This is a genomic window from Desulfovibrio subterraneus, assembly GCF_013340285.1.
GTDB lineage: Bacteria > Desulfobacterota > Desulfovibrionia > Desulfovibrionales > Desulfovibrionaceae > Halodesulfovibrio > Halodesulfovibrio subterraneus.
This window is the reverse complement of sequence record NZ_BLVO01000005.1, coordinates 24,441-47,949: the sequence shown is the minus strand read 5'-3', so window position 1 is coordinate 47,949 and position 23,509 is coordinate 24,441. Positions and strand designations below refer to the sequence as shown.

Here is a 23,509-nt window from a genome sequence, read left to right as displayed (position 1 = left end):
ATACAATGAAACTCATCATCGCATACATCAGACCCGAAATGCTTACCCCGGTAAAGCAGGCTCTGTACGCCAAGGGTATTTACGCCCTCTCCGTAACCAACATCCTCGGAAGCGGCCAGCAGAAGGGATATACGGAAACCTACCGCGGCGTTGTCATGGAAGTGAACCTGCTCAAGAAAGTGCGTATTGAGCTGGCCATTACCGAAGACAAGCTGGAAGGCGCCCTTGAAGCCATCCAGTCCGGTGCCCGCACCGGCAAGGAAGGCGACGGTGTCATCTTCGTACAGGACATTGCAAAGACCATCCGGGTTCGTACCGGAGAGGTAAAATAGACAGCTCGCTCCCGGGGGTCCCACCCACCCCCGGAGCAATCTCCCTGCACCCGCGGGAGAAAGCGCGCTCCATACCGATGCCGGACCGGCCCTCACCGCCACCCATTGGGCCGGTCCGGCCCCTTGAAAACAAAACCGGACCACTCGCTGTAATCGTCACGCGGCCCGGTTACGAGTCCACCTGTTCCACGTTGTACGCCGCACAACGTTCCGGATCTCCCCATGAGCTACACACTCAATATTGAAACTCTCATCTTCAACCGCCAGATCATGACGCATTTTCAGCCTCTGGTCTCCGTGAGGCAGGGAGTCGTCATAGGATACGAGGCCCTGAGCAGAGGCACGGTGGGCAACGGCGAACTGCTCATTCCGCCTGACACGCTGTTCACACTGGCAGAGCTGAGCGGTTTAAGCCTGCAGCTGGACAGGGCATGCAGGGAAATGGCCTTTACCCGGTTTGCTCCGCTGCACAAACAGCACAAAGAGCAATTGCTGTTCGTCAATGTGGACGCATCGCTGCTGACCGAAAGCGTGGTCGGCTCCGGCCACATTGAAATGCTGGCCCGTTCGCACGGCATAAATCCGGCCAACGTGGTCATAGAAATCATCGAGTCGCACGTGCAGGATACGGCAGCCCTGATGCGCTTCATCAACCGCCACCGCGCCCTCGGCTTTCTCATCGCGCTGGACGACGTGGGCGCAGGACACTCGAACCTTGAACGCATTGCCTCCATCAAGCCGGAGGTCATCAAGATAGACCGTTTTCTCATCAGCAACATTCATACGGAATTCTACAAGCAGGAAGTGGTGAACTCGCTCACCTCCCTTGCCCGCCGCATAGGGGCCATGACCGTGGCCGAAGGCGTGGAAAAAGAAGAAGAAGCCGTATACCTGATGGGCGCCGGGGCAGACGTGTTGCAGGGCTATCTGTTTGCCCGCCCCTGCCCTACGTCCAAAACGCCGGATGTTGCGCCGCAGATGCGCACGGTCGCAGCCGCCTACAGAAGCTATTCCCTGAACCGCTACGAACGGCACAAGGAACAGCAGGCCAGCCACCGGGCTCTGATACGCCACGTTCGTGAAACGCTCGGCACGGTCAAGGCTGCCGATTTCACCAAGGCGCTTGTGGACCAGCTGCTGCTGTTTCCCTCGCTCGAATGTCTGTATGTGCTCGACGAAACCGGCATTCAGGTCTCGGACACGCTGTGCAACCCGCTGAACATAAGCGCCAACAAGCGGTTCATCTATCAGCCTGCGCGCAAGGGAACGGACCATTCACTCAAGGAATACTTCATTCCCATTCAGGCGGGGCTGGAGGAATGCGTGACGGCTCCCTACATTTCGCTGGCATCAGGCAACCGTTGCATAACGCTGGCCACCCGCTGCACATGCGCTGAAGGCAAGCCCCACGTGTTGTGCCTTGATGTGATGGAACGGGGCAACATGGCCCCGCTGCATGAGCAGTCCATCTGCGCCTGCGGGACATAGCAGCGGGTGGGCGGGAAAGTCAGGGACACGAGAGTGTTCCCGGACACAAGAAGCGCTCCGAGCGCGAGGAATTTTCTGAACCAACTCTCTTGGGAAGGTCGATACTGGGACCGGCTTTCCCAAGGCGGGGCGGAGAGCGTTACGGCATACGGATACGCGGGCGGCTCCTTATCGGACCGGTGACAGGATCTGCGATCCTCTCAAACAGGTAGTATCGTTGAGGCCCCGACGCGACGCCTGCACTCCCCGCAGCCGCTCTTGCTGTGCAAGGCAGCCTTGCCGCAGGGGATGGCTTTCCGCCCCGCCACCACTGTTCCGGATTCGCATACCTCCGCGAATGGTTCCACCGTCGTACCGGCTCCACTGACACATACACCGGTACGACGGCCCAAAAGAAAAACCCGCCAACGGTCTGTGGCGGGTTTTTTTATGCTTTCTTCAAACAGGGAGTGGCTGGTGAGCCGGTCTGATCCTATTTAGAATCCGGCTTTGACTCAGGTGCCGGCTTTGCTGCCTGCTTCGATGCCGAATCCTTGGCCGATTCCTGAACCGGTTCTGGTGCGCGGGCCTTTTCCGCTTCAGGCTGCTTTGCCTCGGCGGGCTTGGCTGGAGCATCCTTCACGGCGTCCTTGGATTTCTGGGCCTCGTCCTTAGCCTTCTGGACTTCGTCCTTGGATTTCTGGACTTCGTCCTTGACCTTCTGGGCTTCGTCCTTGACCTTCTGGGCCTCGTCCTTGACCTTCTGGGCCTCGTCCTTAGCCTTCTGGGCCTCATCCTTGGATTTCTGGACTTCGTCCTTGGCCTTCTGGGCCTCGTCCTTAGATTTCTGGACTTCGTCCTCCGGCACCACAACCTTGGGCCTCTTGCGCGGTGAGACAAGTCGCTTGAACACATACATTTCAAGATCCTTGCCCGCCAGCTTTTCAATGGGAATCTCTGCCCGCGCCATGGCCTTGTGACCGCCCGCAGACCCTATGTCGCCGAACTGCATGTTGGCAAAACGGCCAAGGTCGCGGGTCACACCATCACCCCGGAAAATGACGACCAGCTTGTCCTCGCTCACACCCGCCACGGCAACCCAGCGTATTTCATGCACACGCATGAAGAAGTCCGCGATCACCACCAGCGCGTCGGCATTGGGCACCTCGCCCACATAGGTCAGGAAACCGGACTTGATCTTGTGCATGCTGGAAACAGCACGGGAGAAATAATCCAGCCATCCCAGCCGGAATTCACTGCGGGAAATACGCGACAGCAGGATCTGGCTCGACCACTTGGAAAGATACCGGAAGGCCCGCACATCCACATCACAGAACTCGCGCTCAAAGCTGCCCGTATCGGTTTTGATGCCGTACACCAGCGCCGTGGCGAGTCTGTTACCGGGACGAATGCCCAGATTGTAGAGATACTCCGTCATGAGTGTGGAGTTTGCGCCGTATTCCGTCTTGATGTCCTTGTAATCCACAACCACAGGGTTTTCTTCCGACAGCGGGTGATGGTCAAAAACAAGGGAAAAATGCAGTTCCTTGAACAGGGGATGATGATGCGGCTGGGAATCGACCAGCGCAAAGCGGTCATACTGCGCGATCACCGTGGGGGTGAGCTTCATCATGGGAATACGCAGATACCGGATCATGGCCAGATTGTCCGGCCTTGTCACCTCGTTCACACGCGCTATGCCCACATCTGCCACACGGTGTATCATGATGCGCTTGAGTGCCATGGCAGAGGCCATGGCATCGGGGTCGGCATTCACCACAATAAGCCAGCGTTCATCTCGCGAGAACAACTCCATCATGTGGGAAAGACCCGGTTCCAGCTTTCTGAAATAGGACATGCGTCAAGACCTCTTCAGATACAACGGCAACCCTGCGACCATGAGGCATACCTCATCGCTCGCAGCGGCCACCGCCTGATTGAGCGCTCCCAGTTCCCGCACAAAGCGTCGAACTTCGGCACTGGCCGGAATTGCCCCCAATCCGGCTTCGCACGAAACGAATGTCACATCCGTTTCAAGCGGCATAAGTTTCAGGCAGGCCAGCAACGATTGCACATGGCCTGCATGCCCTTTCGCTGCCGCCCTGTCAGAGCCGCAGGCAAAGAGCCAGAAATCGAGACTGTCCACAAGAATGGATCTGTAGCGCGACGCGGCCTCCTGCAGTGCAGGTACCATGTCTGCGCCTGTCTCACGCACCTGAATCTCCGGCTTGCGGGCGGTGCGATGGTCAAGAATCTGTCGGCGAAAGGCAAAGTCCTGTGCCTGCCCTGTAGCCAGCAGCAGACGGGGGCCTGCGCCCTCTTCAAACACCTGCAGGCCGTATGCGGACTTGCCTGATTTGTCTCCCCCGAGAATCAGACGGATCATACTGCCTCCTTTGCACTGCCGAGCATGGCATCCAGCAGAGGCAATGATTCCGCTATGCCGTTCCAGTCAAAAATTTCCATCATGAATACGGCATCCCTGTCGGCGACTTGCAGCATTCGCGCCACATCCGACTGCTGGCCGGGCGTAAGTGCCGTCAGCGGCAGATGCCTGCCTCCCGGCCCCGGAGCATTGAGATGCACCATGCGAACCCGCCCTTCCAGGTCGCACAGTTCTAAGAGTCTATATTGACGGTAGGACAGCATATGCCCCGTGTCCAGACAAACACTGTATCCGGCATCGCACACAAGGGGCCAGATATCGGTCAGGTCTGCACCAAGCACGTTTTCGAGCATGCAGTCACGTGTTGAAAAACCGGCATGTTGCCAGTTGGCGGCAAAGATTTCCAGCGCCTGCATGGCCTCTTTTGCCGTGCCGGAAAAAGTCATGCCCGGCTGGGGCGGGTGCAACACTGCCCGCCGTACGCCCAGATAGGCGATTTTTTCCATCAGGGCAAGGCAGGCCGCCGCTGTGCCGCGGGCATCGTTCCAATCAAGATCAAGCGGCAGGTGCACGTGCCAGGTCATGGCAAGGTCGGCCAGATCATCCGGCAGGTCGGCGTGCGTATAGTTCAGGCACGAATCCTTCTCAAAAAAGATCAGCCCTGTCTCATCCACTTTTCCTTCAAGAAAACAGCAGTTTGCAGCAAGAGAATCGCGGATGACCCACGAAGGGGCCGCTATGGTTCGCTGCGCTTCTTCAGGTGTTCTGGAATGCATGGTCATACTGTCAATCAAACAACGCTCCCACCTGCGCACGGCCTACAGTAACACCCCCGAAAGGACGATAAGACGGTATGCGCGAATAAAATGCCGACGACGGTTTTCCCTGTTTTCTCATAACTGCCCCCGCCATTACACAAAGCGCAGAGGGGAACAGGGATTGCAAACATCACCGCAGAATATCCTGCATACAACAACGAGGTCCGTCATGGCTAGGGTACGAAATTATTTTCAACACAGGTTCAACCCGCTGCACATATACTGCAGGCTGCTGGATTACGGCGTCAGCCGCAAACTGGCTTCGCGGGTTTCGGGATTATATGAACGCTGGGTATACCGGCTTACCACGTCGGGAGTGTAGCACCGGCCATGCGGTCACATCAGAGACAACTGCTTTTCCTTGCGCTTGGTGTGTGCCTTCAGCATCGAGCGTTTCAGGGCATCCTGCGGCAACGCCGCAAGAAAACGGGAAGCCTTGAGCCGCAGTTCGCGGCCATAGAGCATGCGCTTGCCTGAAGAACTCAGGAACAGCGCCTGCTCGGCGCGCGTCATGCCCACATACAGGAGCCTGCGCTCCTCTTCCACGTCATAACTCCCTTCATTTCGGTCTGCCTTGCCTGTCAGCACGCCGGTTCCGGCAAACGGCATAATGCCGTCTTCCAGCGCTGGCAGAAACACCGCCTTGAATTCAAGCCCCTTGGCAGCGTGCATGGTCATTATCTGCACCTTTTCGCTGCGCCTGCGCACCTGCTCCAGTTCCGACTGCAGGGTTATCCAGTTCAGCAGACCGGCCCAGCCTTCCAGCTCGTCGTAACGGCGCACAAGCTCGCGGAAGGCAGAGGACTTCCAGAACAGGCGGTCAAAGGGCGGCATATCTTCAAGATAGGCAGCCACGCCCAGCGGCCCCTTGGCAAGCATGGTATCGGGGCAGGAAAGAGGTTCCTCTCCCGAGGTACCGGCAATGCCGAGAAAACGTCCTGCGGCTTCCAGAATCAACTTGATACGCGGTTCAACCCAGAAAGCCTCGTTTTCCGGCACGGCGCAGGGAATGCCGAGCCGCGACAGGGTTCTCTGGATGGGATCGACCAGCGCCTTGAAGCGGACAAGTACGGCCACGTCGCCGGGTGAAAGCTCGCCACCAAGCAGGCGTTCGCCGCTTTCGGCGTCTTTCAGAGAATGGCTGGTGGCCCCGATGAGCCCGCGAATCTGTTCGCCTATCCACGAAGCTTCCGCCTCCGGCGAATGCGCTTCAAACATGCGCAGGTCCGAAGGCAGCGCACGCATGGCGGCAAGCGGTTGCGGTGCACCGTTTCTCGCCATCAGGCTGGCGGCAAGGTCCAGCACGGCCTGCGCGCTGCGGTAGCATTCCGTCAGGCGGATAACTTCGAGCGTGGGCCACGCTTCCTGCAGAAAGCCGAGCACATCGCCGTGCGCACCACGGAACCCGTAAATGGACTGGTCCGGATCGCCGATACCGAAAAAGCCCTGACCGCCCTCCGGCACCAGCTTGCGGATAAGCGCCAGCTGCAGCGGAGAAAGATCCTGAATTTCATCCACCAGCACCTGCGTGAACGGGCAGGAATAGACGCCCGCGTCCACCTGCTCCAGCCAGAACTCCAGCAGGTCGGTATAATCGGCAAGGTTCCATGAATCCTTGAGCGCAGAATAGTTCACGAACATGTCGTGGTATTCCAGCGTGCACACTTCCATACGTTCGCGGCACAGGTTGATGGCATCCCATGCGTCACGGATACGCTGGCCCGTCTCTTCGGGATTCGCTTCAGCAAACACGCGGCGGGCGCCCTCTTCTGAAAGCAGAGTGGGCGCATCGTCGTAGGAGTGCTGCCAGTATTCGAAGGCAAGGGCGTGCAGCGTATCGGCACGCGGAGTGGCCTGACCGGAACCGAGGGCCAGCACCAGCCGTTCTTCCATCTCGCGGGCCGCACGGCGGGTAAAGGTAAGCGCAAGAATATGACGCGGGCTCACGCCCTGATCCAGAAGGCGCATTATGCGGCCCACCAGCGTACGGGTCTTGCCCGTTCCGGGACCGGCCATGACCAGCACCGGCTGCGGACCGGCTGCTATGGCCTGCTTCTGCCCCTCATTGTAGACAATGGACGGAGCCCTGGGGGCCACAAGCTCGGGCATGCCCGGCAGCAGCGGTGCTTCCTGCGCCTCTTCTTCAGACACATCAAAAGAAAATTCCAGCAACGCATCGTCAATAGCAGATGATGCAGCAGCCGATGCGGCAGATGATTGAGAGACATCCGCCCCCGCCTGCCGTTCCTTGAGCGCCGAGGCGAATACCGGCGTCCGCTGGGCTGCCTCTTCTGCAGTAAGACCGTTTGCAGCCCCCTTGCCGATGGCGGCGTCGCGGTCGGGCAGGTCCACCAGCGTGGCGCCCTTCAAAAAGGAATCGCGCTCCTTGCGGGAGAACACGCGCACCACACCATATTCGCCGTCATAGCCGGGCTGACGCAGCACCTCGCCGCGGCGTATGCGCATCACGCCTTCTGCCAGCAAGGGGTTGACCTTGCGGATGTCCTCTTCAGGCACATCGCGCAGAATGGTCAGTTCCGGTCCGAGCAGGCGGATGGCGCGGGAAAACATGCCCATGGCCTTCTTGGTCTTGGGTCCCACGTCCAAAATTTCGCCGATGAGTTCCGGCAGCGGAACCAGCGAGGCAAATCCGGGCTGCGATGCGGGCTGTTTGGGAACCTGACGGTCTGCCAGTTCCAGCACGCGGTTCAGCACGCCCACGGTCAGGGGCTTGCCACACACAGGGCATTTGCCATCGCGCGAGCGGGTTTCGCCGGGTTCCATGACCACGCCGCACTTGCGGTGACCATCCAGATGGTATTTGCCCTCTTCGGGGAAAAATTCGAGTGTGCCGAGGAATTTGTGTCCCAGCGCCTCGCCGCGCAAACTGCGGTAGATGCCTTCATAGGACATCTCGCCGCTGAACAGATTGCATTCGCGCCCGAGGTTGTCACCGGAATGAGCGTCGGAGTTGGAGATAAGGCGGAAGCGGTCCAGATGGCTCCACAGCCAGTTCATTTCAGGATCGGAAGAAAGGCCCGTTTCCAGCGCAAAAATTTCGGACGAAAGATCGCCGAAGCATTCCTCGATGGTATCGAAACCGGATTTGGAACCGAACAGCGAGAACCACGGCGTCCAGATATGGGCGGGAACAAGAAAGGCGAGGGGGTGCGTTTCCAGCACCATTTCAAGCAAATTGCGCGAGTCCAGCCCCAGTATGGGCCTGCCGTCAGAGGTTATATTGCCCACCTCGGCCAGCTTGTTGCTGAAGGTGCGGGCCGCTTCTATGGTGGGCATGAACACAAGGTTATGCACCTTGCGCACCTTGCCGCCGCGTTTGTAGATGGAGCTTATCTCGCCCTGCAGCATGAACAGAGCGCGACCGGAAAACGGTGTGCCCGCAAATTCCGGCACCTCGTGGTCCAGCCTGCGGTCGTCTTTCAGACGGAACAGACCGGTTGCGCTGTCCTGAACGAGCTGCTCTTCCAGCTCATTAAGCCATTCGGGATGGGTAAAATCGCCTGTGCCCAGCACATCCAGCCCCTTGATGCGGGACCACGCAGCCAGATACCGTGGAGATAGCTTCTTGCTGGTGGCACGCGAAAAACGGGAGTGGATATGCAAATCTGCCCGAAACTGCTTCATGCGGAATTCCTCGGGATGGAGTCGTCTGCACGGCATGATGAAAAAAAGAAAGTCCGGCCGTACAACCCTGATGTAGCAAAAGTGCCCCGAATACACAAACAGTTACAACCGGATGTCATCATTTCGTAACCAAGTCCTTCATGATGCACGCAAAGACTGTTTTCTTTGCGTCCCGGGGCAAATACCACTACAAGTAACCAAGACAACAACAGCACCGGAGCCTGCCAGCATGGAACAACAGTCCTCGCCCCCTAATCTCAAATATCTCAACCTCGTGCTCATACTGCTGGCGGTGTGCCTGCTTGCTCTTTTCATGCTGCGGGCGCGCATGGAAACAGAACCGGACTGGCGCATCATGCAGCTTCGCAAAGACAACCTCTTTATACAGCATCCGGTTACATGGCTCACTGGCAACTGCTATGCCCACGGCCGCGTGCTTGATGCACTGGCGGATGCCGCATCTGCGCTCAAACCGCAGGAACTGCCGGTTATCGTCTTCCGCCTTTCCGCACGCCATGCGGATGCGGAGAACACCGGAAACACGGCGGACATAGGCTTTGTCGCCCGCACGCCCAACGGCAAACCTTCGCAGGCATCTCCCTCCCTGCTCACCTATGGCCCGACCATTCACTATGACGCCAAAGGCGAAGACAACGGCATTGTCAGCGCGGTCATGGACCCCGCCGCAACGCTGCAGGTGCTGAATGCCCTCGTGAACCAGCCCATGGCGCAGGTGGAGCGCATTCTGGTTCCCCCGTTCGCCATACCGCTTCTGCAGCAGGCTTCCGACACCCTGCCAGCCGCAGAAGCCGCACGCCTCTTTGCCCTGATGGAGGAAGACGACGGACGCAACGCCTCCATGCGCTTTGTGTTCCGTCTGCCCGCCGGTAGCACGGGTAATTCGGTTCAATAAGGAGCGGTACGGTGTCTCATCCCCTGCAGCCTGACACAGCTTTATGCACACCGGACACAGTTCCCGCCGCGCAGGATGCGGCAGCCCATGCGCGCATCCAGTTTCCGCGCGGGCTGTACCAGCCGGAAGGTTCGTTCCGTTTTGCCATGGACGCCCTGCTGCTTGCCCGTTTTGCCCTGCCCGCCTCCGGCAGCCGGAAGGAATGCACCGTCGCGGACCTCGGCACGGGCTGCGGCGTAGTCGCGCTGGCCATGCTGCTTGACGCGCCGAGCATGATCGCAACCGGACTCGACATAGACCCGGCACTTGCCGCCGCAGCACAGACCAACGCGGCATCACTGGGCCTTGCAGACCGCTTTGCCGCCCGCACCGGCAACCTTGCAGACGTGCGAACCATGCTTGCCGCAGAAACTTTTGATCTCGTGGTGAGCAACCCGCCCTACCGCCGCGCAGATCAGGGCAGGCATTCCGCCACGCAGCTGCGCACCAACGCCCTGTTCGAAACGGCAGGAGGACTGGAAACATTTGTCAGTGCAGCAGGTTATCTGGTACGTAACAAAGGCAGGTTCTGCTGCATCTATCCGGCGGAACGGCTGACAGAACTCATGACCGCCCTTGCCGCCGCACGGCTTGAACCGAAACACCTGCGCCTTGTCCATTCCAAACAGGACAGGGAGGCAGTTCTGGTGTTGCTGGAAGCGCGAAAAAACGCTAACTCCGGCTGCATCATTCATCCCCCGCTCATCCTGTACTCGGGCGAGGGCGAGGCAACCACCCTTACGCCTCAAGCGCTGGCATTCTGCCCGCACCTTGCCTGCAATGCACGCGGGCATCACCAAATCGGAGATTCTGCATGATCGGTATTCTGCGCAAACTAAAACGTTTTTTCCCCACCCCCAGCGGCAGGGCTGTTCTGCTTTCCCTTGATCACGGCGCAAACGAAGGCATGCTCAGCGGTCTGAACCGCATGCCCGAACTGCTGGAACACATTGCCACCCGCAACGTGCAGGGCGTGGTGCTGAACAAGGGCTACGCCCGCGCGCACGGCCTGAGCCTGCCGCCCAGCCTGCCTCTGGTCATGCAGCTTTCTGCAGGCACCCGCCACGGCCTGCCCGCGTGGAACAAGGCGCTGGTCTGTTCCATACCGGAAGCTCTGCGCCTCGGTGCAGACGCGGTGTCTGTGCAGATCAACATCGGCAATGAGCTTGAAGACCGTATGCTGGCCGACTTCGGCTCCGTCACGGAAGAAGCCCACCAGCACGGCCTGCCCGTCATGGCTGTAATCTATGCCAAGGGCGAACGCATCGTGAAGGAGCTGGACCCCAGCCTCATCAGCCACTGCATCCGGCTGGGCGGGGAACTGGGAGCCGATCTGGTTTCCGTGCCGTACTCCGGTGACAGGCAGAGCTTTGCCCGTGCCGTGCAGTCCTGCCCTGCCCCCGTGCTGGTAGCTGGCGGACCGGGCCACCCGAATCCGGAAAACCTGTTGAACATGATCGGTGAAGCGCTGGAATGCGGCGCATCCGGTGTGAGCATCGGCCGCAATGTCTTCCAGCAGGAAAACCCGCAGGAAGTGCTGGACAACCTCATAGCGCTGGTTCACTCGCTGCCCCCTGACGAGGCTGATACCGAATCCGGCGCAGAAGCCGAGCAGCTGGCACCGGAACAGGGCGCGTAGCCCCCCTTGGCAGATCATGTTCAAGTTCACGATCATATTATTCGTCGTCGTGTGGCTGGGGAGTCTCATCTTCAGCCGCAGACGACGTGTCATCCGTGACGTGAACCACCTCATCCAGCTCATCATTGCCGCTGCCCTGTTCTTCGGCTTCAGCACCGCGGTGCAGGGGTCTTTTCTGCACGAAAGCATGCTCACCTATGTGCCGGCGCTCATTGTCACCGCTGCGGTATCCTGGGGCATTTCGCTGCTCGTTCTCAAACGCATTTCCGCCTCTTCATCAAAGCCGCCGCGCCGCTGACATCTCACAGACCTTCCGCCAGCAATACTGGTGTGTTGCGGTTACTTTTCCGTGCCCTCTTTCTTTTTTCGCAGGTGCGGCGTAGCGTAGCCATCGCATCAAGTCATCGTCGCAGCATCTGTTATTTCAAGAGGATACCCATGAACAGCTTCACCTATGCCAACCCCACAGCCATTCTGTTCGGCAAGGGGCAGATAGCCTCCATTGCCGGTCTCATAGCTTCCGACCACAAGGTGCTTCTTGTTTACGGCGGCGGCTCCATCAAACGGAACGGCATATACGATCAAGTCACCGCGGCGCTCGGCAAGCATGCGTGGATAGAGTTTTCCGGTGTCGAACCCAACCCCTGCGTGGAAACGCTGGACAAGGCCGTGGAACTTGCACGGCGCGAAAAGGTGACGTTCATCCTTGCCGTGGGCGGCGGTTCGGTCATCGACGGGTGCAAATACATAGCCGCAGCTGTCTGCCACACTGGCGATGCCTGGGATATTGTGGCAGGCAGGCATATCGTGACAAATGCTCTGCCCATCGGTGCCGTGCTCACCATTCCGGCCACCGGCTCGGAATCCAACAGCGGCGCGGTGGTTTCACGGGCAAATACCCACGAGAAATGCGTGTTTCGCTCGCCCCTGTTCTTCCCCCAATTTGCGGTGCTTGATCCTGACGTGGTGAAAAGCCTTCCGGAACGCCAACTGGCAAACGGCATTGCCGATGCCTTTGTGCATGTGTGCGAACAGTATATCACCTACCCCTGCGGCGGCATGGTGCAGGACGGCTACAGCGAAGCCCTGCTGCGCACGCTTGTCAGCCTCACCGCGCAGTTTGCCGACCGCGACAATGACACATGGCGCGGCAACCTCATGTGGGCTGCCAATCAGGCATTGAACGGGCTTATCGGTGCGGGCATGCCCCGCGACTTTGCCACGCACATGATCGGCCATGAACTGACCGCCATGTTCGGCATGGACCACGCCCGCACGCTGGCCGTGGTGCAGCCACAGCTGCTACGGCACCAGATGGACAACAAGCGGGAAAAACTGGAACAGATGGGCCGCAACGTGTTTATGCTCACCGAAGGCATGCAGGACGGCTTTGACCTTGCGGAGCGCACCGTTCAGGCCACTGAGCGCCTGTACCACTCGCTCGGCATATCCACCCGCCTAGCGGACTACGGCGTTACCGACAGTGCATTCATCGAAACCGTTATCCGGAACCTGAAAAACCACGGTCTTGAAGCACTCGGGGAACGGGGAGCCGTTACACCGGACGTGTGCCGACGGATTCTTACCGACGCCATGTAGTCCCTTTTTCTCTCAGCCTGCCTGCAAAAGGCTCCGGCTCCCGTACACCAGCCTGTGAGATATTTCAGGTCATCTGAGCTATTTCGGGTCATCTGAGCTATTTCGGGTCTCCTGCGATACTTCGGTTCTTCCGCGATATTTCAGGTCTTCCGCGGCATTTGCCATGATCTTCCGCGATGGAACACTGGGCACCGTATGGTAAAACCCTATTGCGTTTCGCCCCCATCGGCAGGAGTTGCTTTTTTTGCGGCCGGACAGTAGCATTGCCGAATGTTTACCCGCACAACCGTGACTCTTCCCTGCCGCAGGAGCATCTTCTCCTCGGAACATTACTGGCGCACCGGCCTTTAGGCCTGCGCCCCTGCCCTCTTTTCTTCCGACTGATTCGCATATTTCCGTAATGTCTTTTGGCCGCATGATGCTGCCAAGGGGGTATATTTTCATGTCTGCCGTACGCGCATATCACTGGATGTGCCTTGTGGGTGCCATTGTCTTTGAAGTGGCAGGCACCACCATAATGAAGGCCGCCCAGAGCTGGAGCATTCCTTATGGTGCACAGCTCGGCATTGCGGCCATGCTCGCCTTCATCGGGCTATCCTACTATCTGCTTTCGCTGGCAACCACAGCCCTGCCCGTGGGCGTGGCCTTTGCCTTCTGGGAAGGGCTCGGGCTCTTCTTCATCACCCTTTCGAGCGTTCTGCTGCTGGGAGAGGACATGACTCTCACCCGCTTTGCAGCCCTGTGCGCCGTGGCTGCCGGAGTCTTGCTGGTGCACCACGGCACGGCCGGCGGAGATACCGGCGGCTCAGGCCCCTCCGGCAACGGGCAGGATTCAGACAATCATGAAGCAGCCGCAAGCGAAGGAAGGCGCTGATATGGATACTCTGACCTCTCTCTTTTCTGCGGGGCTTCTGCTGGTCATGCTGGCCGCAGTGCTGGACGTGACCGCCAACCTGCTGCTGGCCAAGTCCGAAGGATTCCGCATCCGCCGCTACGGGCTGCTCGCCCTTGTCGCCGTGGGACTTGCCTTCACCTCGCTTTCCTATGCCGTGCGCACCATGGACCTTGCCGTGGCCTATGCCATGTGGGGCGGGTTCGGCATACTGGGTACATCGCTCGGGGGCTGGATGCTGTTCGGACAGCGCCTCAAGGCCAGCGCATGGGCAGGCATGGCTCTGCTGGTCTTCGGCCTTTCCATCCTGCATGCAAGCTAGCTCCATGTAGTCTTTGCCAAAACCGCTGCCGCACATGGCAGCCGCAATACAATACGAAACGGGGTAGCCCGACATCATGTCGCGCTACCCCGTGTTGCATTCCTTCAAGCCGCTGTAACCGGTTTCGTCCGGCTTCACTCGACCCGCTTCATCAAGAAGCCGGAGAGCATATTCCGGCAAGGCCTAGTGGCCGGTAATCTGATATTTCTTGAGCTTGTACTGCAGAAGGCTTTTGGAAATGTTCAGCATCTCTGCGGCTTTCACCTGCACAAAGTCGGTACGCACAAGCGCGCGGCGGATAAGCGCAGCCTCGATCTTCTCCAGCGTATCCCCAAGGTCGAGCTTGGCGGGGAGCAGGTCCACGGCGCTCTTGAGCTGGGTTTCCTCGTCGCGGATTTCCTGCGGCAGGTCCTCCACCACAATCATATCGTGCGAGGCAAGCACCAGACAGCGCTCCACCACGTTTTCCAGCTGACGGATATTCCCCGGCCACTCGTATCCGGTGAGATAATCCATGGCCTCGGTACTGAAGGCGCGGCGCTGCACCCCCTGCTCACGTGCCACCTTCTCCGCAAAATGACTGGCCAGTAACGGAATGTCTTCACGACGCTCCCGCAACGGGGCCAGCTCAATATGCACCACGTTGAGCCGGTAATAGAGGTCTTCGCGGAAGGTCCCCTTCTGCACTTCTTCCTGCAGGTCCTTGTTGGTGGCAGTAACGATGCGGATATCAATATCAATCTCCTGCCCGCTGCCCACACGTTCTATCTTGCGCTCCTGCAGCACGCGCAGCAGTTTCACCTGCATGTCGTGCGAAAGCTCGCCGATCTCGTCGAGGAACAGGGTGCCGCCGTGCGCCAGCTCGAACCGACCGCGCTTCAGAGCCACGGCTCCGGTGAAGGAGCCTTTTTCATGGCCGAAGAGCTCGCTTTCCAGCACGCCGGGGTTCAGCGCCATGCAGTTCACGCTGATGAAGGGACCGTCCTTGCGGGGTGAGGAAAAATGGATGGCGCGCGCCACCAGTTCCTTGCCGGTGCCGGACTCGCCGGTGATGAGCACCGTGGATTTGCTGGGCGCAGCACGGTCCACCATGGCGAGCGTATCCTTGATAGCCCTGCTCCGGCCGATGATCTGCTTCAGCCCGTAGCGTTCCTCAAGGTTTTCTGCCAGCAGGCGATATTTACGGTGCGCGCGGGAAAGCTCGGCAGCGTTCTGCACGGCCAGCAGCAGTTCGTCATTGGCAAAGGGCTTGGTGATGTAGTCAAAGGCACCGGTACGCATGACTTCCACCGCACTTTCGATGGAGCCGAACGCGGTCATGATGAGCACCGGAGTCTGAGGATAATTCTTCTTCACATGCGCCAGCACATCTGCGCCGGTCAGCTTGGGCATCTTCATGTCGGTGACGACGACGTCCACCTCGGATTCTTCCAGAAAGGCAAGACCCGTTTCGGGATCGCTCAGGGCGGTCACCTTGTAGCCTGCGTCCGTCAGCAATGCTTCCAGCACCAGCAGGTAGTTTTTCTCGTCGTCGAGAACAAGTAAATGGGTCTGTTCACTCATGAAACAACAATTCCTTATGGCTAAACGCATCCCCTGCCTCAGGCGGAACAGACACACAGGGTGTCCGCTCATGGGGATACGATACTATGTCAAACGTTCAGGGCCGGTGCCCGCTTATACTGCCGGAAACCGCAACCGCACAATCGCCCCGCCGCCCTCGGCGTTGGAAAGCTGCAGGCTGCCGCCGTGACTGGTCACAATGCTGTTCACGATAGCCAGCCCGAGTCCTGTTCCATCGTCCTTGGTGGTAAAGAAAGGATCAAGCATCTTGTCCAGATTGGCGGTATCGAATCCGCAGCCCGAATCCTGGAAGGTGATGATGATCTCGCCTTCCCTGCGCAGTCCGGCAATGGAAAGGTGGCCCTCACCGCAAATGGCCTGCAGCCCGTTGGATATGATGTTGTAGAACGCACGGTACAATAAGTCCTTGTCCCCCGCCATGACAAGCCCCGGCTCATACAGCCGGTCTACCCGCACCTGCCGTTGCGAAAACTCATGTTCGAGAAAGCCGAGGGCCTGATCAAGCACCATGGAGGCATCCACCTGCTCCTTGCAGGGGGCCTTGGGGCGGGCATAGTCGAGGAAGTCGTGCACGGTCTTGGACAGCCGTTTTGCCTCATCATATATGGCAGTAAGAATCTTCTGGGTCAGCGCATCCGTATTAGGCCGCTTCAGCAGCAGCTCTGCGCTGGATGAAATGATGCCGAGCGGATTGCGTATTTCGTGGGCAATGGACGACACCACGCGCCCCATGCTCGCCAGTTTTTCGCTCTGGTGCAGGTCGCGCTCAAGCCGTTCCTTTTCCGCCATACGGGCGGCAAGGGCTTTTTCCGACCGGCGGATGAAAGTCACCAGAATGAGGAACAGCAGAAACGACGAAGCCATGGTGGTGAGCACGATAAGCCACTGCAGGCTGATAACGGAGGAATAGTCCGCCGTGATGTCCTGCGTGATTTCCAGCACGCCCATGACCGGCTGATCATCTTCGTTGAACACGTCTCTGCCGAGCCGCTGCTCCACGCGAAGAGGGTACGTGGTGCGTAAGGAAAAGGAACCGGGCGGCAGGTCGAAGTGGAACATGGCCACCCATGGCGACATGGTTGATTCGATCTCGAAGCTGTGCTTCCCCTCATTCAGGGCCTTGGTCACCGCCATGCCCGCCATGTTGGTTTCGCCGAGGTCCTTCCGGTCCGAGGCGTAGGCCACTATCTTGGCGTAGTCATAGATACGCAGGCTTTTGACGTGCAGCCCGTGGATGGTGCTTTCCACCACCTGATCAAGCCGCTCATACTGCTGCTCGTTACGCAGGGCAATGCGCCCGTAACCGATGATGGTGGGCAGGGTGAACCGGCGGTATATCTGGTGGTTCAGGTTTTCGGCCAGCAATGTCGCGAACTCCTGCTGCTTGCGCAGCAGGGATGTTCGCGCTGAATTGCTGATCACAACGGACAGGATCATACTGGAGATCAGAATCAGGACCAGCGAGGTCCATGAAAGGAACTTTGCAAAACCTAATTGTGTCTGGTCCGTCAACGGTCTCGGGGTCAATTAGAACTCCTGTTGCTCCGGCGCACGCCCGAGAAACGCCTCAAGGTCTGCAGATTCCTCCGCATATCCCTGTGCGCCGAGCCGTGCATTGGCAAGACGTTTCCCAAGCTCCACGGCGGGCTGGTCGAGCGGATTGATATCCAGCAGCCATCCGGTGAGCACGGTGGTGATTTCAAGCAGCGCCATCAGGCGGCCGGCTTCTTCTTCGCCGGTTCTGCCCATGCGCAGTTCAATGAGCGGGGTGCCGGTCTTGGTCAGCGCCATCTGGGTGCCAAGCCCTTCAGCCTGCAGCAGATCGCCGAAGTGTGCACCGCGCAGGTAGGCCCATTCTTCGGGCAGATCGTTGCCGAACTGGCTGCCCCGCGAAAGGCTGGGAGAGGAAAGCAGCAGGCAGGCCTTGTCACGCGGGCCATCAAGGAACATCTGCTGCGTGGAATGCTGGTCCGTCACGCCCACGGCAGGCAGCGGCATGGAGCCCTTGCCTTCCTTGCCGAGGCTTTCGGCCCACAGCTGGGTGAACCACAGGCCGAACTGGGCCCAGAGCGGCACGTACGAGAAAAAGATGATCTGTGAATAGCCCTTGGCCATCAGGGCGCTGTTCCACACGGCAAGCTTCCATGACGGATGCCGGTGCAGCTCGGAAGCGCCCGCGCCCATGTTCAGGAGCGGAGCCCCCACGGCAAGCGCGCCGCGGATAAGGGCCTTCCAGTCCATGCCGAGGAATGCGGCAGGCACGAGCCCGACGGCGGAAAGCACGGAATAACGGCCGCCCAGATAATCAGGCACCGGCATGGATGCAAGCCCGAGGGCGTTTGCCTCCTGCCGCAGATAGCCTTTGGCCTCGTCGGTGATAAGCATGACATGGCGTTTCCAGTCATCTCCCAGCGACTTCTGCAGCCACAGGCGGGCGAGGAAATATTGCGAGAGCGTCTCAATGGTGCCACCGGACTTGGAAATGACAACCACGACGGTTTTTTCCGGCGGAAGAAGCTCAAACCATGCATCAAGGGTGGCCGCGTCCACGTTGTCCGCAATCCAGAGACTGCGGCCGTTGTGGCAGGGTCTGTCCTGCTGGGGATAAAAGGCTTTCTGCAAGGCGCGGGCACCAAGGGCGGAGCCGCCAATGCCCAGCAGCAACATGTGCTCGAAAGACTGGAGCCACGGGGTCTGGGCCTCCAGATCCTTTTCCAGCTCTTCACGGTAGGGAAGATTGATGAAGGGCAGACGATTTGCCCGAATTTCAGTGGCAAGGCGCAGGGCAAGGTCGCCGCAACGGATGTCGAAGGGGGCCGCATCGGCTTTGGAAACCCGGCCGTTCCAGGCGCTGGTCCAGTCAAGCGTATTGATGGTCATGGGTCCGCTCCTTGGTATCGGATATGCCGCCCGGCATCATTACCGGGCGGCCATGCATTTCCAGTTATGGTAGCAGTATGGGCGGAACCCTACATTATTTTCCGGTGCATTGCACCTACTTGAACAGAACCTTTGCAATCTTGTCCAAAGCCGTGGTCAGGGTCGTTTCATCCACGGCGTAGGAAATGCGGATACAGTTGTCGTCACCGAAGGCGGCACCGGGAACAAGCGCCACGCCAGCCTCTTCGAGCAGTCGGGTACACAGGGTGGCGGAATCGGGAATGTCCTTGGTGTAGTGGCGGTGCACGTCGGGGAAGATGTAGAACGCCCCTTCCGGCACGGGACAGACCACTTCGGGCCAGCTGCCCACGATCTGCATGGCAAGATCGCGGCGGGCGCGGAAGGCACCGCGCATTTCGTCCACAACGCCGAACCCGCCGTTCAGTGCAGCCACTGCGCCCTTCTGGGCGAAGGTACAGACGTTGGATGTGGACTGCCCCTGAATCTTGGTCATGGCCTTGATGAGATCGGCATGCGCAAGCACGTAGCCGATGCGCCAGCCGGTCATGGCAAAGCTCTTGGCAAGGCCGTTCACCACGCAGACCTGCTCGGGGTAGCGGGTCCACCAGCTGCACAGGGAGGCATGCTCGGCGGGCGCGTAAACGAGCTGGTCATAAATTTCGTCAGAGATGATGAACAGGCCCTTGTCTATGGCCCACCGGGCAATGGCGTCTATCTGAGCCTTGTCGTAGGCTGCGCCCGTGGGGTTAGAGGGCGAGTTCAGCAGCAGCACGCGGGTCTTGTCGGTACAGGCGGCCTCCAGCTGCTCCACCGTTACCTTGAAAGCCGCGTCGGCGGATGCGGGCACCACCACCGGCACGCCTTCTGCCAGCTGCACCATGGGCGGGTAGCTCACCCAGTAGGGACCGGGAATGAGAACTTCGTCTCCGGGGTTGAGCAATGCCTGAAAAAGGTTGTACAGTGCCTGCTTGCCGCCGTTGGTCACCATGGTATGCTCCGGTGCGGCAAGAGCACCGTAGAAGGTGTTGAAATATGCGGCTACGGCCTCGCGCAAATCGGGCAGGCCGGGAACGGCGGCGTAACGGGTAAAGCCTTCGTCGATGGCCTTCTTGCATGCTTCACGCACGTGCTCCGGAGTGGGAAAGTCGGGCTCGCCGACGGCAAGGCTGACAATTTCCTTGCCCTGAGCCTTCAGCTCCAATGCCTTGGCATTCACGGCAAGGGTTGCCGACGGCTTCAGCTGCTTTAATCTGTCAGAAATGTTCATTGCAGGGTCCCCTTTCTCAGTTGGATTGACCGACGTTGGCTTCACGCGAATTATCAATTTGGTCAACATCTGTAAACACCTGAAAGCCTGCATAAAGATCAGCCAAACTGGTCGCCGTTCCAATAGCGCGAATACACAGGATATACCGTGAACGAACTTCCTCTCATTCCCTTTCCGTCAGGCTGCATCACCGGCTCTTTTGTGCGCCGCGTCAAGCGCTTCAGCGTTGAAATCGTGCACAACGATGCATCGGTGTGGGTACACTCCAACAATTCAGGCTCCATGCTCGGCCTGCTGCGTCCCGGCATGCAGGTTCTGGCCTCGCCTGCGGCCAACCCCGACCGCAAACTCAAGTGGACGCACGAGGCGGTGCGCATGCCCGACTTTGCGGGCGACTTCTGGGTGGGGGTGAACACCATGACGCCCAACAGATTGCTCGAAGCCGCCTTTCATGCCGGCAAGCTGCCATGGGCAGACGGCTACACCGTACTTCGGCGCGAGGCAAAGTACGGCGACAGCCGTCTGGATGCACGGCTGGACAGCGATAACGCAGACCGCCCACCCCTGTGGATTGAATGCAAGAACGTGACAATGGTGGAAGATGACGTGGCATGCTTTCCCGATGCGGCCACCGAGCGCGGCCAGAAGCACCTGCGGGAAATGATGGGGCTGGTGGAAAAGGGATTCCGCGCGGCGTTCTTCTATCTGGTGCAGCGCGCGGACGGCAACTGCTTCGGCCCTGCGGATTTCATAGACCCGGCCTATGCAGAACTCTTCTGGCAGGCCCTTGATGCGGGAGTGGAGGTCTATCCCCACCGTGCACGCGTGACAGAGCAAGGCATCTATCTTGGCGAATTATTGCCCCTGCGCTGCCGCTGAATCAAACAAAACAAAGTCACTAATATGACATAACATCTCCACTCCCAATAATATCAAGGACAACCCGAGTTGGAACAAACTCAAATGCTGCTCTTGCCAACCCTCTCCTCCCAAGATTTTCCAAATTAACATCAAGAGACTTGTAAAGATCATACAAATACAACACATCTTTCACAGCGTATTCAATCTGTTCTTCATTAAGACTAATCGTCCAATCAGACAATCTCTGCGTTTTATCAATTTCAACATTTAAATATTTTTTCAATAACCCCTTAAGACTGTGATCCTTCTCATCTGGGGACACAATTTTAGAGCATATTTTCGTACATATTATATTTGAAGGTTCAGCAGCCCATTTATTTACGAAGAACCTCAAATCAAACACAGCATAATGAAATATTTTAGCAATTCCACTGTTATTAATAATATTAATCAAATTATTGCCAATATTATCATCATCAACCCTTACAATACCAATAAATTTATTTGGTATACAAATTTGACATGTCGCCATCTTGTCAACATTCCAATCCAACCCAGTCGTCTCTATATCAATAGAAACCACACGAGAGGAAACAGCCATCTCATATACGCTATATGGAATATCATTATTTAGTAATTGCACATCATCAATATTCATACCTTTTACCTCCAATCTATATTTCTCTGGTAATATCTTCATCTGCAATCAAACTATCAAATTCACATCTCAAAAAATTAAACAACTTCCCTTGATTGTTTAATACAAAAGTTGGGACACCACCTCTCCCCCTGCTATGCTTATACATTGAAAATATTGCCTTATTATCAAATATATACATACTGTAAACAGGATTTTTTTTGCATAAATATATTTTCAAACTTACATTTTCTCCATTTTGTTGAAATATTTCACGGAAATCTTTTACAGCATCTTCAATTTCACCCTTCAACCTTTCAACACTATACCCAAATCTACTTGCCATACTTGAAATCAAAAGCTCATCAGAAACATCTGGGAGAATAACCCTGACCGCAGCGCCATTCACTTTAGACATATCATTAAGATAAGTAGCGTTATGATTCCTCCAAGTCCTACCATATGCAAAATAAATATCTAACGATTTGTTATTTTTAAGATAATTACCCCAGATTATTTCACTAAAATCAAGAGTTATCATCTCTATACCAGATTCGATAACACTATAATCCGATCTCATCATATCAATAATTTCACAAACAAAACTCCGCTTAACGAACAGCTCCCATATCGTTGCCAGCAGAGCTGTTGCCAAAACAATAGATCCAATATTATTCAATATCGGCTTAATTACAGTATGGCCTGAAGCCAAATTTTCTCCCCACACAATCAATAAGACTCCGACAACTGCCGCAATAAATGAGACGATATAGGTTCTCAGAGTTGTATTTTCCTTGTTTACCTCATTCATAAACGATCCTTTATTACTCTGTTTCAGACAACAAATAAACCCATCAGCCACCACAGCCAAAACGCATACAAAACCCTGTAAAGTCAACCTTATTTCTCAGGCTGGACAAACTCGGTATTCTTCATGTTCTCGAACCCCGCATCTTGCAGCTTTTCCAGAAACACGGTGTGCCTGTTGTCCCGGTTGCCGATGTAGAGCGTGTTGACGGCAAGGTCGCCCCAATCCTTGGAATCCGTATACACGTCCTTGCGCGGAACACAGAGTGCGCGGAACGGATTGAGAGTGAGCAGATGCACGGTTTCGGCTTCCACCAGCATAAAATGCCAGAATCCGGAAAGATAGAGAATGCCTAAGAACAACGCCAACATGCAGCACACGAAAAACATGGGGCTGCCTAACAACTCAGGATTTCCGCCAAGTATCTCCTGCACGCCGCCCGCAGGAGCCTGATAGAAATAGAGAAAGAGCAGCAGGCAGGCATATTGTTTCCAGCGCCGGACGGTGAACAGATCCTTGGGTGTGGCAACATTCACCCCGCGCCGCGCCATGCGCCAGTAGAAAAAATGCACGCGCAGGTCATGCCCCAATGCGAGCAACGCGAGATCAAGAACGCCCAGCAGCACACAGAGTTGTGCCGGGGTCCATGCGATCAGCCCGATAATGTCAGCAGTAAGGCCAGCCGTTATCGGGATCATCGGGATTCCTTTTTGCCGTGCACAGCCTCGGCCACGGATTCCACCACATGTGCCACGACCACCTGACCGAAATCCACGGCAGCCAGCGGAGCCGCCTTGGGTGCCACCAGCCGGACAGCCATACCCAGACCGGGGAGCATGGAGGAATAACGCCGATCTTCACCCCGATACACGTTGTACAGCCGGAAGATATCCCGCCGCCTGCCGGAAGGGTTCTCCCCTCCGTCAACCGTAATCTCCCCAACAGGGGCAACAACGGTCTGCCATGGCGCGATGCCCGCAAAATACAGCTTGTCGCCGGCCAGCACGGCCCCGTGCCAGTAAGAGGCAAAGGCCAGCAGGACGAACAGCACTGCAAAGAACACCAGCCCCACGGCAATAACAGGCCATTCCGCCTGCTCCGCAGCGGCGCGAGGTTTGCTGCCATACCATTCGGCCAGACACAGCGTCACTGCGGCGAGCCCGCAACAGACATAGCGTAACAACCAGTGCGCCGTGAAATACTGCGCATCCGGCTGTGCTGCCGCAGCGGGAAACCGCCTGCGGAGCAGCCCTGCGGCAAACGGATGACGGAGTACCGCACCGGCACAGTCTATCAGGCACATGACGCCGCACGCCACGGCAACATACTGTATGTATTGCAGGTAATCCATCACCCTTCCCCCGTTTCGAACATACGTGTGATGCCCTTTGGTACATTG

22 protein-coding genes are annotated in these 23,509 nt (G+C 57.5%); 10 read left to right on the top strand and 12 right to left on the bottom strand.

Annotated elements, in window-relative coordinates:
- The first annotated feature begins 5 nt into the window (after window positions 1-5).
- Window positions 6-332: a P-II family nitrogen regulator gene (locus HUV30_RS03180; protein WP_174403992.1), complete on the top strand. Its 327-nt coding sequence runs from the start codon at window positions 6-8 to the stop codon at window positions 330-332.
- 222 nt (window positions 333-554) lie between these two features.
- Window positions 555-1,820, top strand: coding sequence for an EAL domain-containing protein (locus tag HUV30_RS03175; RefSeq protein ID WP_174403991.1), 1,266 nt, complete (start codon window positions 555-557; stop codon window positions 1,818-1,820).
- Window positions 1,821-2,292: 472 nt separating this feature from the next.
- Here HUV30_RS03175 and HUV30_RS03170 read toward each other — a convergent pair whose 3' ends face one another.
- From HUV30_RS03170 to HUV30_RS03155, 4 genes are all read right to left on the bottom strand, one after another.
- Complete coding sequence (locus HUV30_RS03170) at window positions 2,293-3,657, bottom strand: DHH family phosphoesterase (protein WP_243452054.1); 1,365 nt, start codon at window positions 3,655-3,657, stop codon at window positions 2,293-2,295.
- 3 nt (window positions 3,658-3,660) lie between these two features.
- Window positions 3,661-4,185, bottom strand: a complete 525-nt coding sequence (locus HUV30_RS03165) for a bifunctional adenosylcobinamide kinase/adenosylcobinamide-phosphate guanylyltransferase (protein ID WP_174403990.1) — start codon at window positions 4,183-4,185, stop codon at window positions 3,661-3,663.
- Window positions 4,182-4,979 carry a cobamide remodeling phosphodiesterase CbiR gene (gene cbiR, locus HUV30_RS03160; RefSeq protein WP_243452053.1) on the bottom strand — a complete coding sequence of 266 codons (798 nt, stop codon included), beginning with the start codon at window positions 4,977-4,979 and terminating at the stop codon, window positions 4,182-4,184. The genes HUV30_RS03165 and cbiR overlap by 4 nt, the downstream gene beginning before the upstream one ends.
- A 360-nt stretch (window positions 4,980-5,339) precedes the next feature.
- Complete coding sequence (locus HUV30_RS03155) at window positions 5,340-8,648, bottom strand: UvrD-helicase domain-containing protein (RefSeq protein ID WP_174403989.1); 3,309 nt, start codon at window positions 8,646-8,648, stop codon at window positions 5,340-5,342.
- A gap of 229 nt (window positions 8,649-8,877) precedes the next feature.
- On the opposite strand from HUV30_RS03155, the gene HUV30_RS03150 reads away from it, so the two are divergent.
- From HUV30_RS03150 to mdtI, 7 genes are all read left to right on the top strand, one after another.
- On the top strand, window positions 8,878-9,561 hold the full coding sequence (locus HUV30_RS03150; protein WP_174403988.1) for a hypothetical protein: 684 nt from the start codon (window positions 8,878-8,880) through the stop codon (window positions 9,559-9,561).
- 11 nt (window positions 9,562-9,572) lie between these two features.
- Window positions 9,573-10,418, top strand: a complete 846-nt coding sequence (locus HUV30_RS03145; protein ID WP_243452052.1) for a tRNA1(Val) (adenine(37)-N6)-methyltransferase — start codon at window positions 9,573-9,575, stop codon at window positions 10,416-10,418.
- Entirely contained in the window at window positions 10,415-11,239 is an 825-nt protein-coding gene (locus tag HUV30_RS03140) for a class I fructose-bisphosphate aldolase (RefSeq protein WP_174403987.1), read from the top strand. The genes HUV30_RS03145 and HUV30_RS03140 overlap by 4 nt, the downstream gene beginning before the upstream one ends.
- Before the next feature lie 16 nt (window positions 11,240-11,255).
- Complete coding sequence (locus tag HUV30_RS03135) at window positions 11,256-11,537, top strand: hypothetical protein (protein WP_174403986.1); 282 nt, start codon at window positions 11,256-11,258, stop codon at window positions 11,535-11,537.
- 140 nt (window positions 11,538-11,677) lie between these two features.
- Entirely contained in the window at window positions 11,678-12,838 is a 1,161-nt protein-coding gene (locus tag HUV30_RS03130; RefSeq protein WP_174403985.1) for an iron-containing alcohol dehydrogenase, read from the top strand.
- A 442-nt stretch (window positions 12,839-13,280) separates the two neighbouring features.
- Window positions 13,281-13,712 (top strand): DMT family transporter, encoded by a 432-nt coding sequence (locus HUV30_RS03125; protein ID WP_174403984.1) that lies wholly within the window; start codon window positions 13,281-13,283, stop codon window positions 13,710-13,712.
- A gap of 1 nt (window position 13,713) precedes the next feature.
- On the top strand, window positions 13,714-14,052 hold the full coding sequence (gene mdtI, locus HUV30_RS03120; protein ID WP_174403983.1) for a multidrug/spermidine efflux SMR transporter subunit MdtI: 339 nt from the start codon (window positions 13,714-13,716) through the stop codon (window positions 14,050-14,052).
- Window positions 14,053-14,235: 183 nt separating this feature from the next.
- Here mdtI and HUV30_RS03115 read toward each other — a convergent pair whose 3' ends face one another.
- The 4 genes from HUV30_RS03115 to HUV30_RS03100 form a co-directional block, all read right to left on the bottom strand.
- A complete protein-coding gene (locus tag HUV30_RS03115; protein WP_174403982.1) occupies window positions 14,236-15,615 on the bottom strand; it encodes a sigma-54-dependent transcriptional regulator in 1,380 nt (459 codons plus the stop codon).
- 114 nt (window positions 15,616-15,729) lie between these two features.
- The gene (locus HUV30_RS03110; protein ID WP_174403981.1) at window positions 15,730-17,073 is read right to left on the bottom strand and encodes a sensor histidine kinase; all 1,344 of its coding nucleotides are present in this window, start codon (window positions 17,071-17,073) and stop codon (window positions 15,730-15,732) included.
- A 90-nt stretch (window positions 17,074-17,163) separates the two neighbouring features.
- Window positions 17,164-18,516, bottom strand: coding sequence for a phosphoglucose isomerase-related protein (locus tag HUV30_RS03105; protein WP_174403980.1), 1,353 nt, complete (start codon window positions 18,514-18,516; stop codon window positions 17,164-17,166).
- 115 nt (window positions 18,517-18,631) lie between these two features.
- Window positions 18,632-19,804, bottom strand: a complete 1,173-nt coding sequence (locus tag HUV30_RS03100) for a pyridoxal phosphate-dependent aminotransferase (RefSeq protein ID WP_174403979.1) — start codon at window positions 19,802-19,804, stop codon at window positions 18,632-18,634.
- A 147-nt stretch (window positions 19,805-19,951) separates the two neighbouring features.
- On the opposite strand from HUV30_RS03100, the gene sfsA reads away from it, so the two are divergent.
- Window positions 19,952-20,683 carry a DNA/RNA nuclease SfsA gene (gene sfsA / locus HUV30_RS03095; RefSeq protein ID WP_174403978.1) on the top strand — a complete coding sequence of 244 codons (732 nt, stop codon included), beginning with the start codon at window positions 19,952-19,954 and terminating at the stop codon, window positions 20,681-20,683.
- Between the two features lie 19 nt (window positions 20,684-20,702).
- Here sfsA and HUV30_RS03090 read toward each other — a convergent pair whose 3' ends face one another.
- The 4 genes from HUV30_RS03090 to HUV30_RS03075 form a co-directional block, all read right to left on the bottom strand.
- Complete coding sequence (locus HUV30_RS03090) at window positions 20,703-21,323, bottom strand: 3'-5' exonuclease family protein (protein ID WP_174403977.1); 621 nt, start codon at window positions 21,321-21,323, stop codon at window positions 20,703-20,705.
- Between the two features lie 16 nt (window positions 21,324-21,339).
- Window positions 21,340-22,113, bottom strand: coding sequence for a hypothetical protein (locus HUV30_RS03085; protein WP_174403976.1), 774 nt, complete (start codon window positions 22,111-22,113; stop codon window positions 21,340-21,342).
- 89 nt (window positions 22,114-22,202) lie between these two features.
- Window positions 22,203-22,808 (bottom strand): hypothetical protein, encoded by a 606-nt coding sequence (locus HUV30_RS03080; protein WP_174403975.1) that lies wholly within the window; start codon window positions 22,806-22,808, stop codon window positions 22,203-22,205.
- Window positions 22,805-23,461: a hypothetical protein gene (locus tag HUV30_RS03075; protein WP_174403974.1), complete on the bottom strand. Its 657-nt coding sequence runs from the start codon at window positions 23,459-23,461 to the stop codon at window positions 22,805-22,807. Before HUV30_RS03075 ends, HUV30_RS03080 begins: the two co-directional genes overlap by 4 nt.
- Window positions 23,462-23,509 lie beyond the last annotated feature (48 nt).

Excerpts from the sequence above, each read along its gene's own strand:
- HUV30_RS03180 (WP_174403992.1), top strand. The coding sequence starts at position 6 with ATGAAACTCATCATCGCATACATCAGACCCGAAATGCTTACCCCGGTA.
- HUV30_RS03175 (WP_174403991.1), top strand. The coding sequence starts at position 555 with ATGAGCTACACACTCAATATTGAAACTCTCATCTTCAACCGCCAGATC.
- HUV30_RS03170 (WP_243452054.1), bottom strand. The coding sequence starts at position 3,657 with ATGTCCTATTTCAGAAAGCTGGAACCGGGTCTTTCCCACATGATGGAG.
- HUV30_RS03165 (WP_174403990.1), bottom strand. The coding sequence starts at position 4,185 with ATGATCCGTCTGATTCTCGGGGGAGACAAATCAGGCAAGTCCGCATAC.
- HUV30_RS03155 (WP_174403989.1), bottom strand. The coding sequence starts at position 8,648 with ATGAAGCAGTTTCGGGCAGATTTGCATATCCACTCCCGTTTTTCGCGT.
- HUV30_RS03150 (WP_174403988.1), top strand. The coding sequence starts at position 8,878 with ATGGAACAACAGTCCTCGCCCCCTAATCTCAAATATCTCAACCTCGTG.
- HUV30_RS03140 (WP_174403987.1), top strand. The coding sequence starts at position 10,415 with ATGATCGGTATTCTGCGCAAACTAAAACGTTTTTTCCCCACCCCCAGC.
- HUV30_RS03135 (WP_174403986.1), top strand. The coding sequence starts at position 11,256 with ATGTTCAAGTTCACGATCATATTATTCGTCGTCGTGTGGCTGGGGAGT.
- HUV30_RS03130 (WP_174403985.1), top strand. The coding sequence starts at position 11,678 with ATGAACAGCTTCACCTATGCCAACCCCACAGCCATTCTGTTCGGCAAG.
- HUV30_RS03125 (WP_174403984.1), top strand. The coding sequence starts at position 13,281 with ATGTCTGCCGTACGCGCATATCACTGGATGTGCCTTGTGGGTGCCATT.
- mdtI (WP_174403983.1), top strand. The coding sequence starts at position 13,714 with ATGGATACTCTGACCTCTCTCTTTTCTGCGGGGCTTCTGCTGGTCATG.
- HUV30_RS03115 (WP_174403982.1), bottom strand. The coding sequence starts at position 15,615 with ATGAGTGAACAGACCCATTTACTTGTTCTCGACGACGAGAAAAACTAC.
- HUV30_RS03110 (WP_174403981.1), bottom strand. The coding sequence starts at position 17,073 with ATGATCCTGTCCGTTGTGATCAGCAATTCAGCGCGAACATCCCTGCTG.
- HUV30_RS03105 (WP_174403980.1), bottom strand. The coding sequence starts at position 18,516 with ATGACCATCAATACGCTTGACTGGACCAGCGCCTGGAACGGCCGGGTT.
- HUV30_RS03100 (WP_174403979.1), bottom strand. The coding sequence starts at position 19,804 with ATGAACATTTCTGACAGATTAAAGCAGCTGAAGCCGTCGGCAACCCTT.
- HUV30_RS03090 (WP_174403977.1), bottom strand. The coding sequence starts at position 21,323 with ATGAATATTGATGATGTGCAATTACTAAATAATGATATTCCATATAGC.
- HUV30_RS03085 (WP_174403976.1), bottom strand. The coding sequence starts at position 22,113 with ATGAATGAGGTAAACAAGGAAAATACAACTCTGAGAACCTATATCGTC.
- HUV30_RS03080 (WP_174403975.1), bottom strand. The coding sequence starts at position 22,808 with ATGATCCCGATAACGGCTGGCCTTACTGCTGACATTATCGGGCTGATC.
- HUV30_RS03075 (WP_174403974.1), bottom strand. The coding sequence starts at position 23,461 with ATGGATTACCTGCAATACATACAGTATGTTGCCGTGGCGTGCGGCGTC.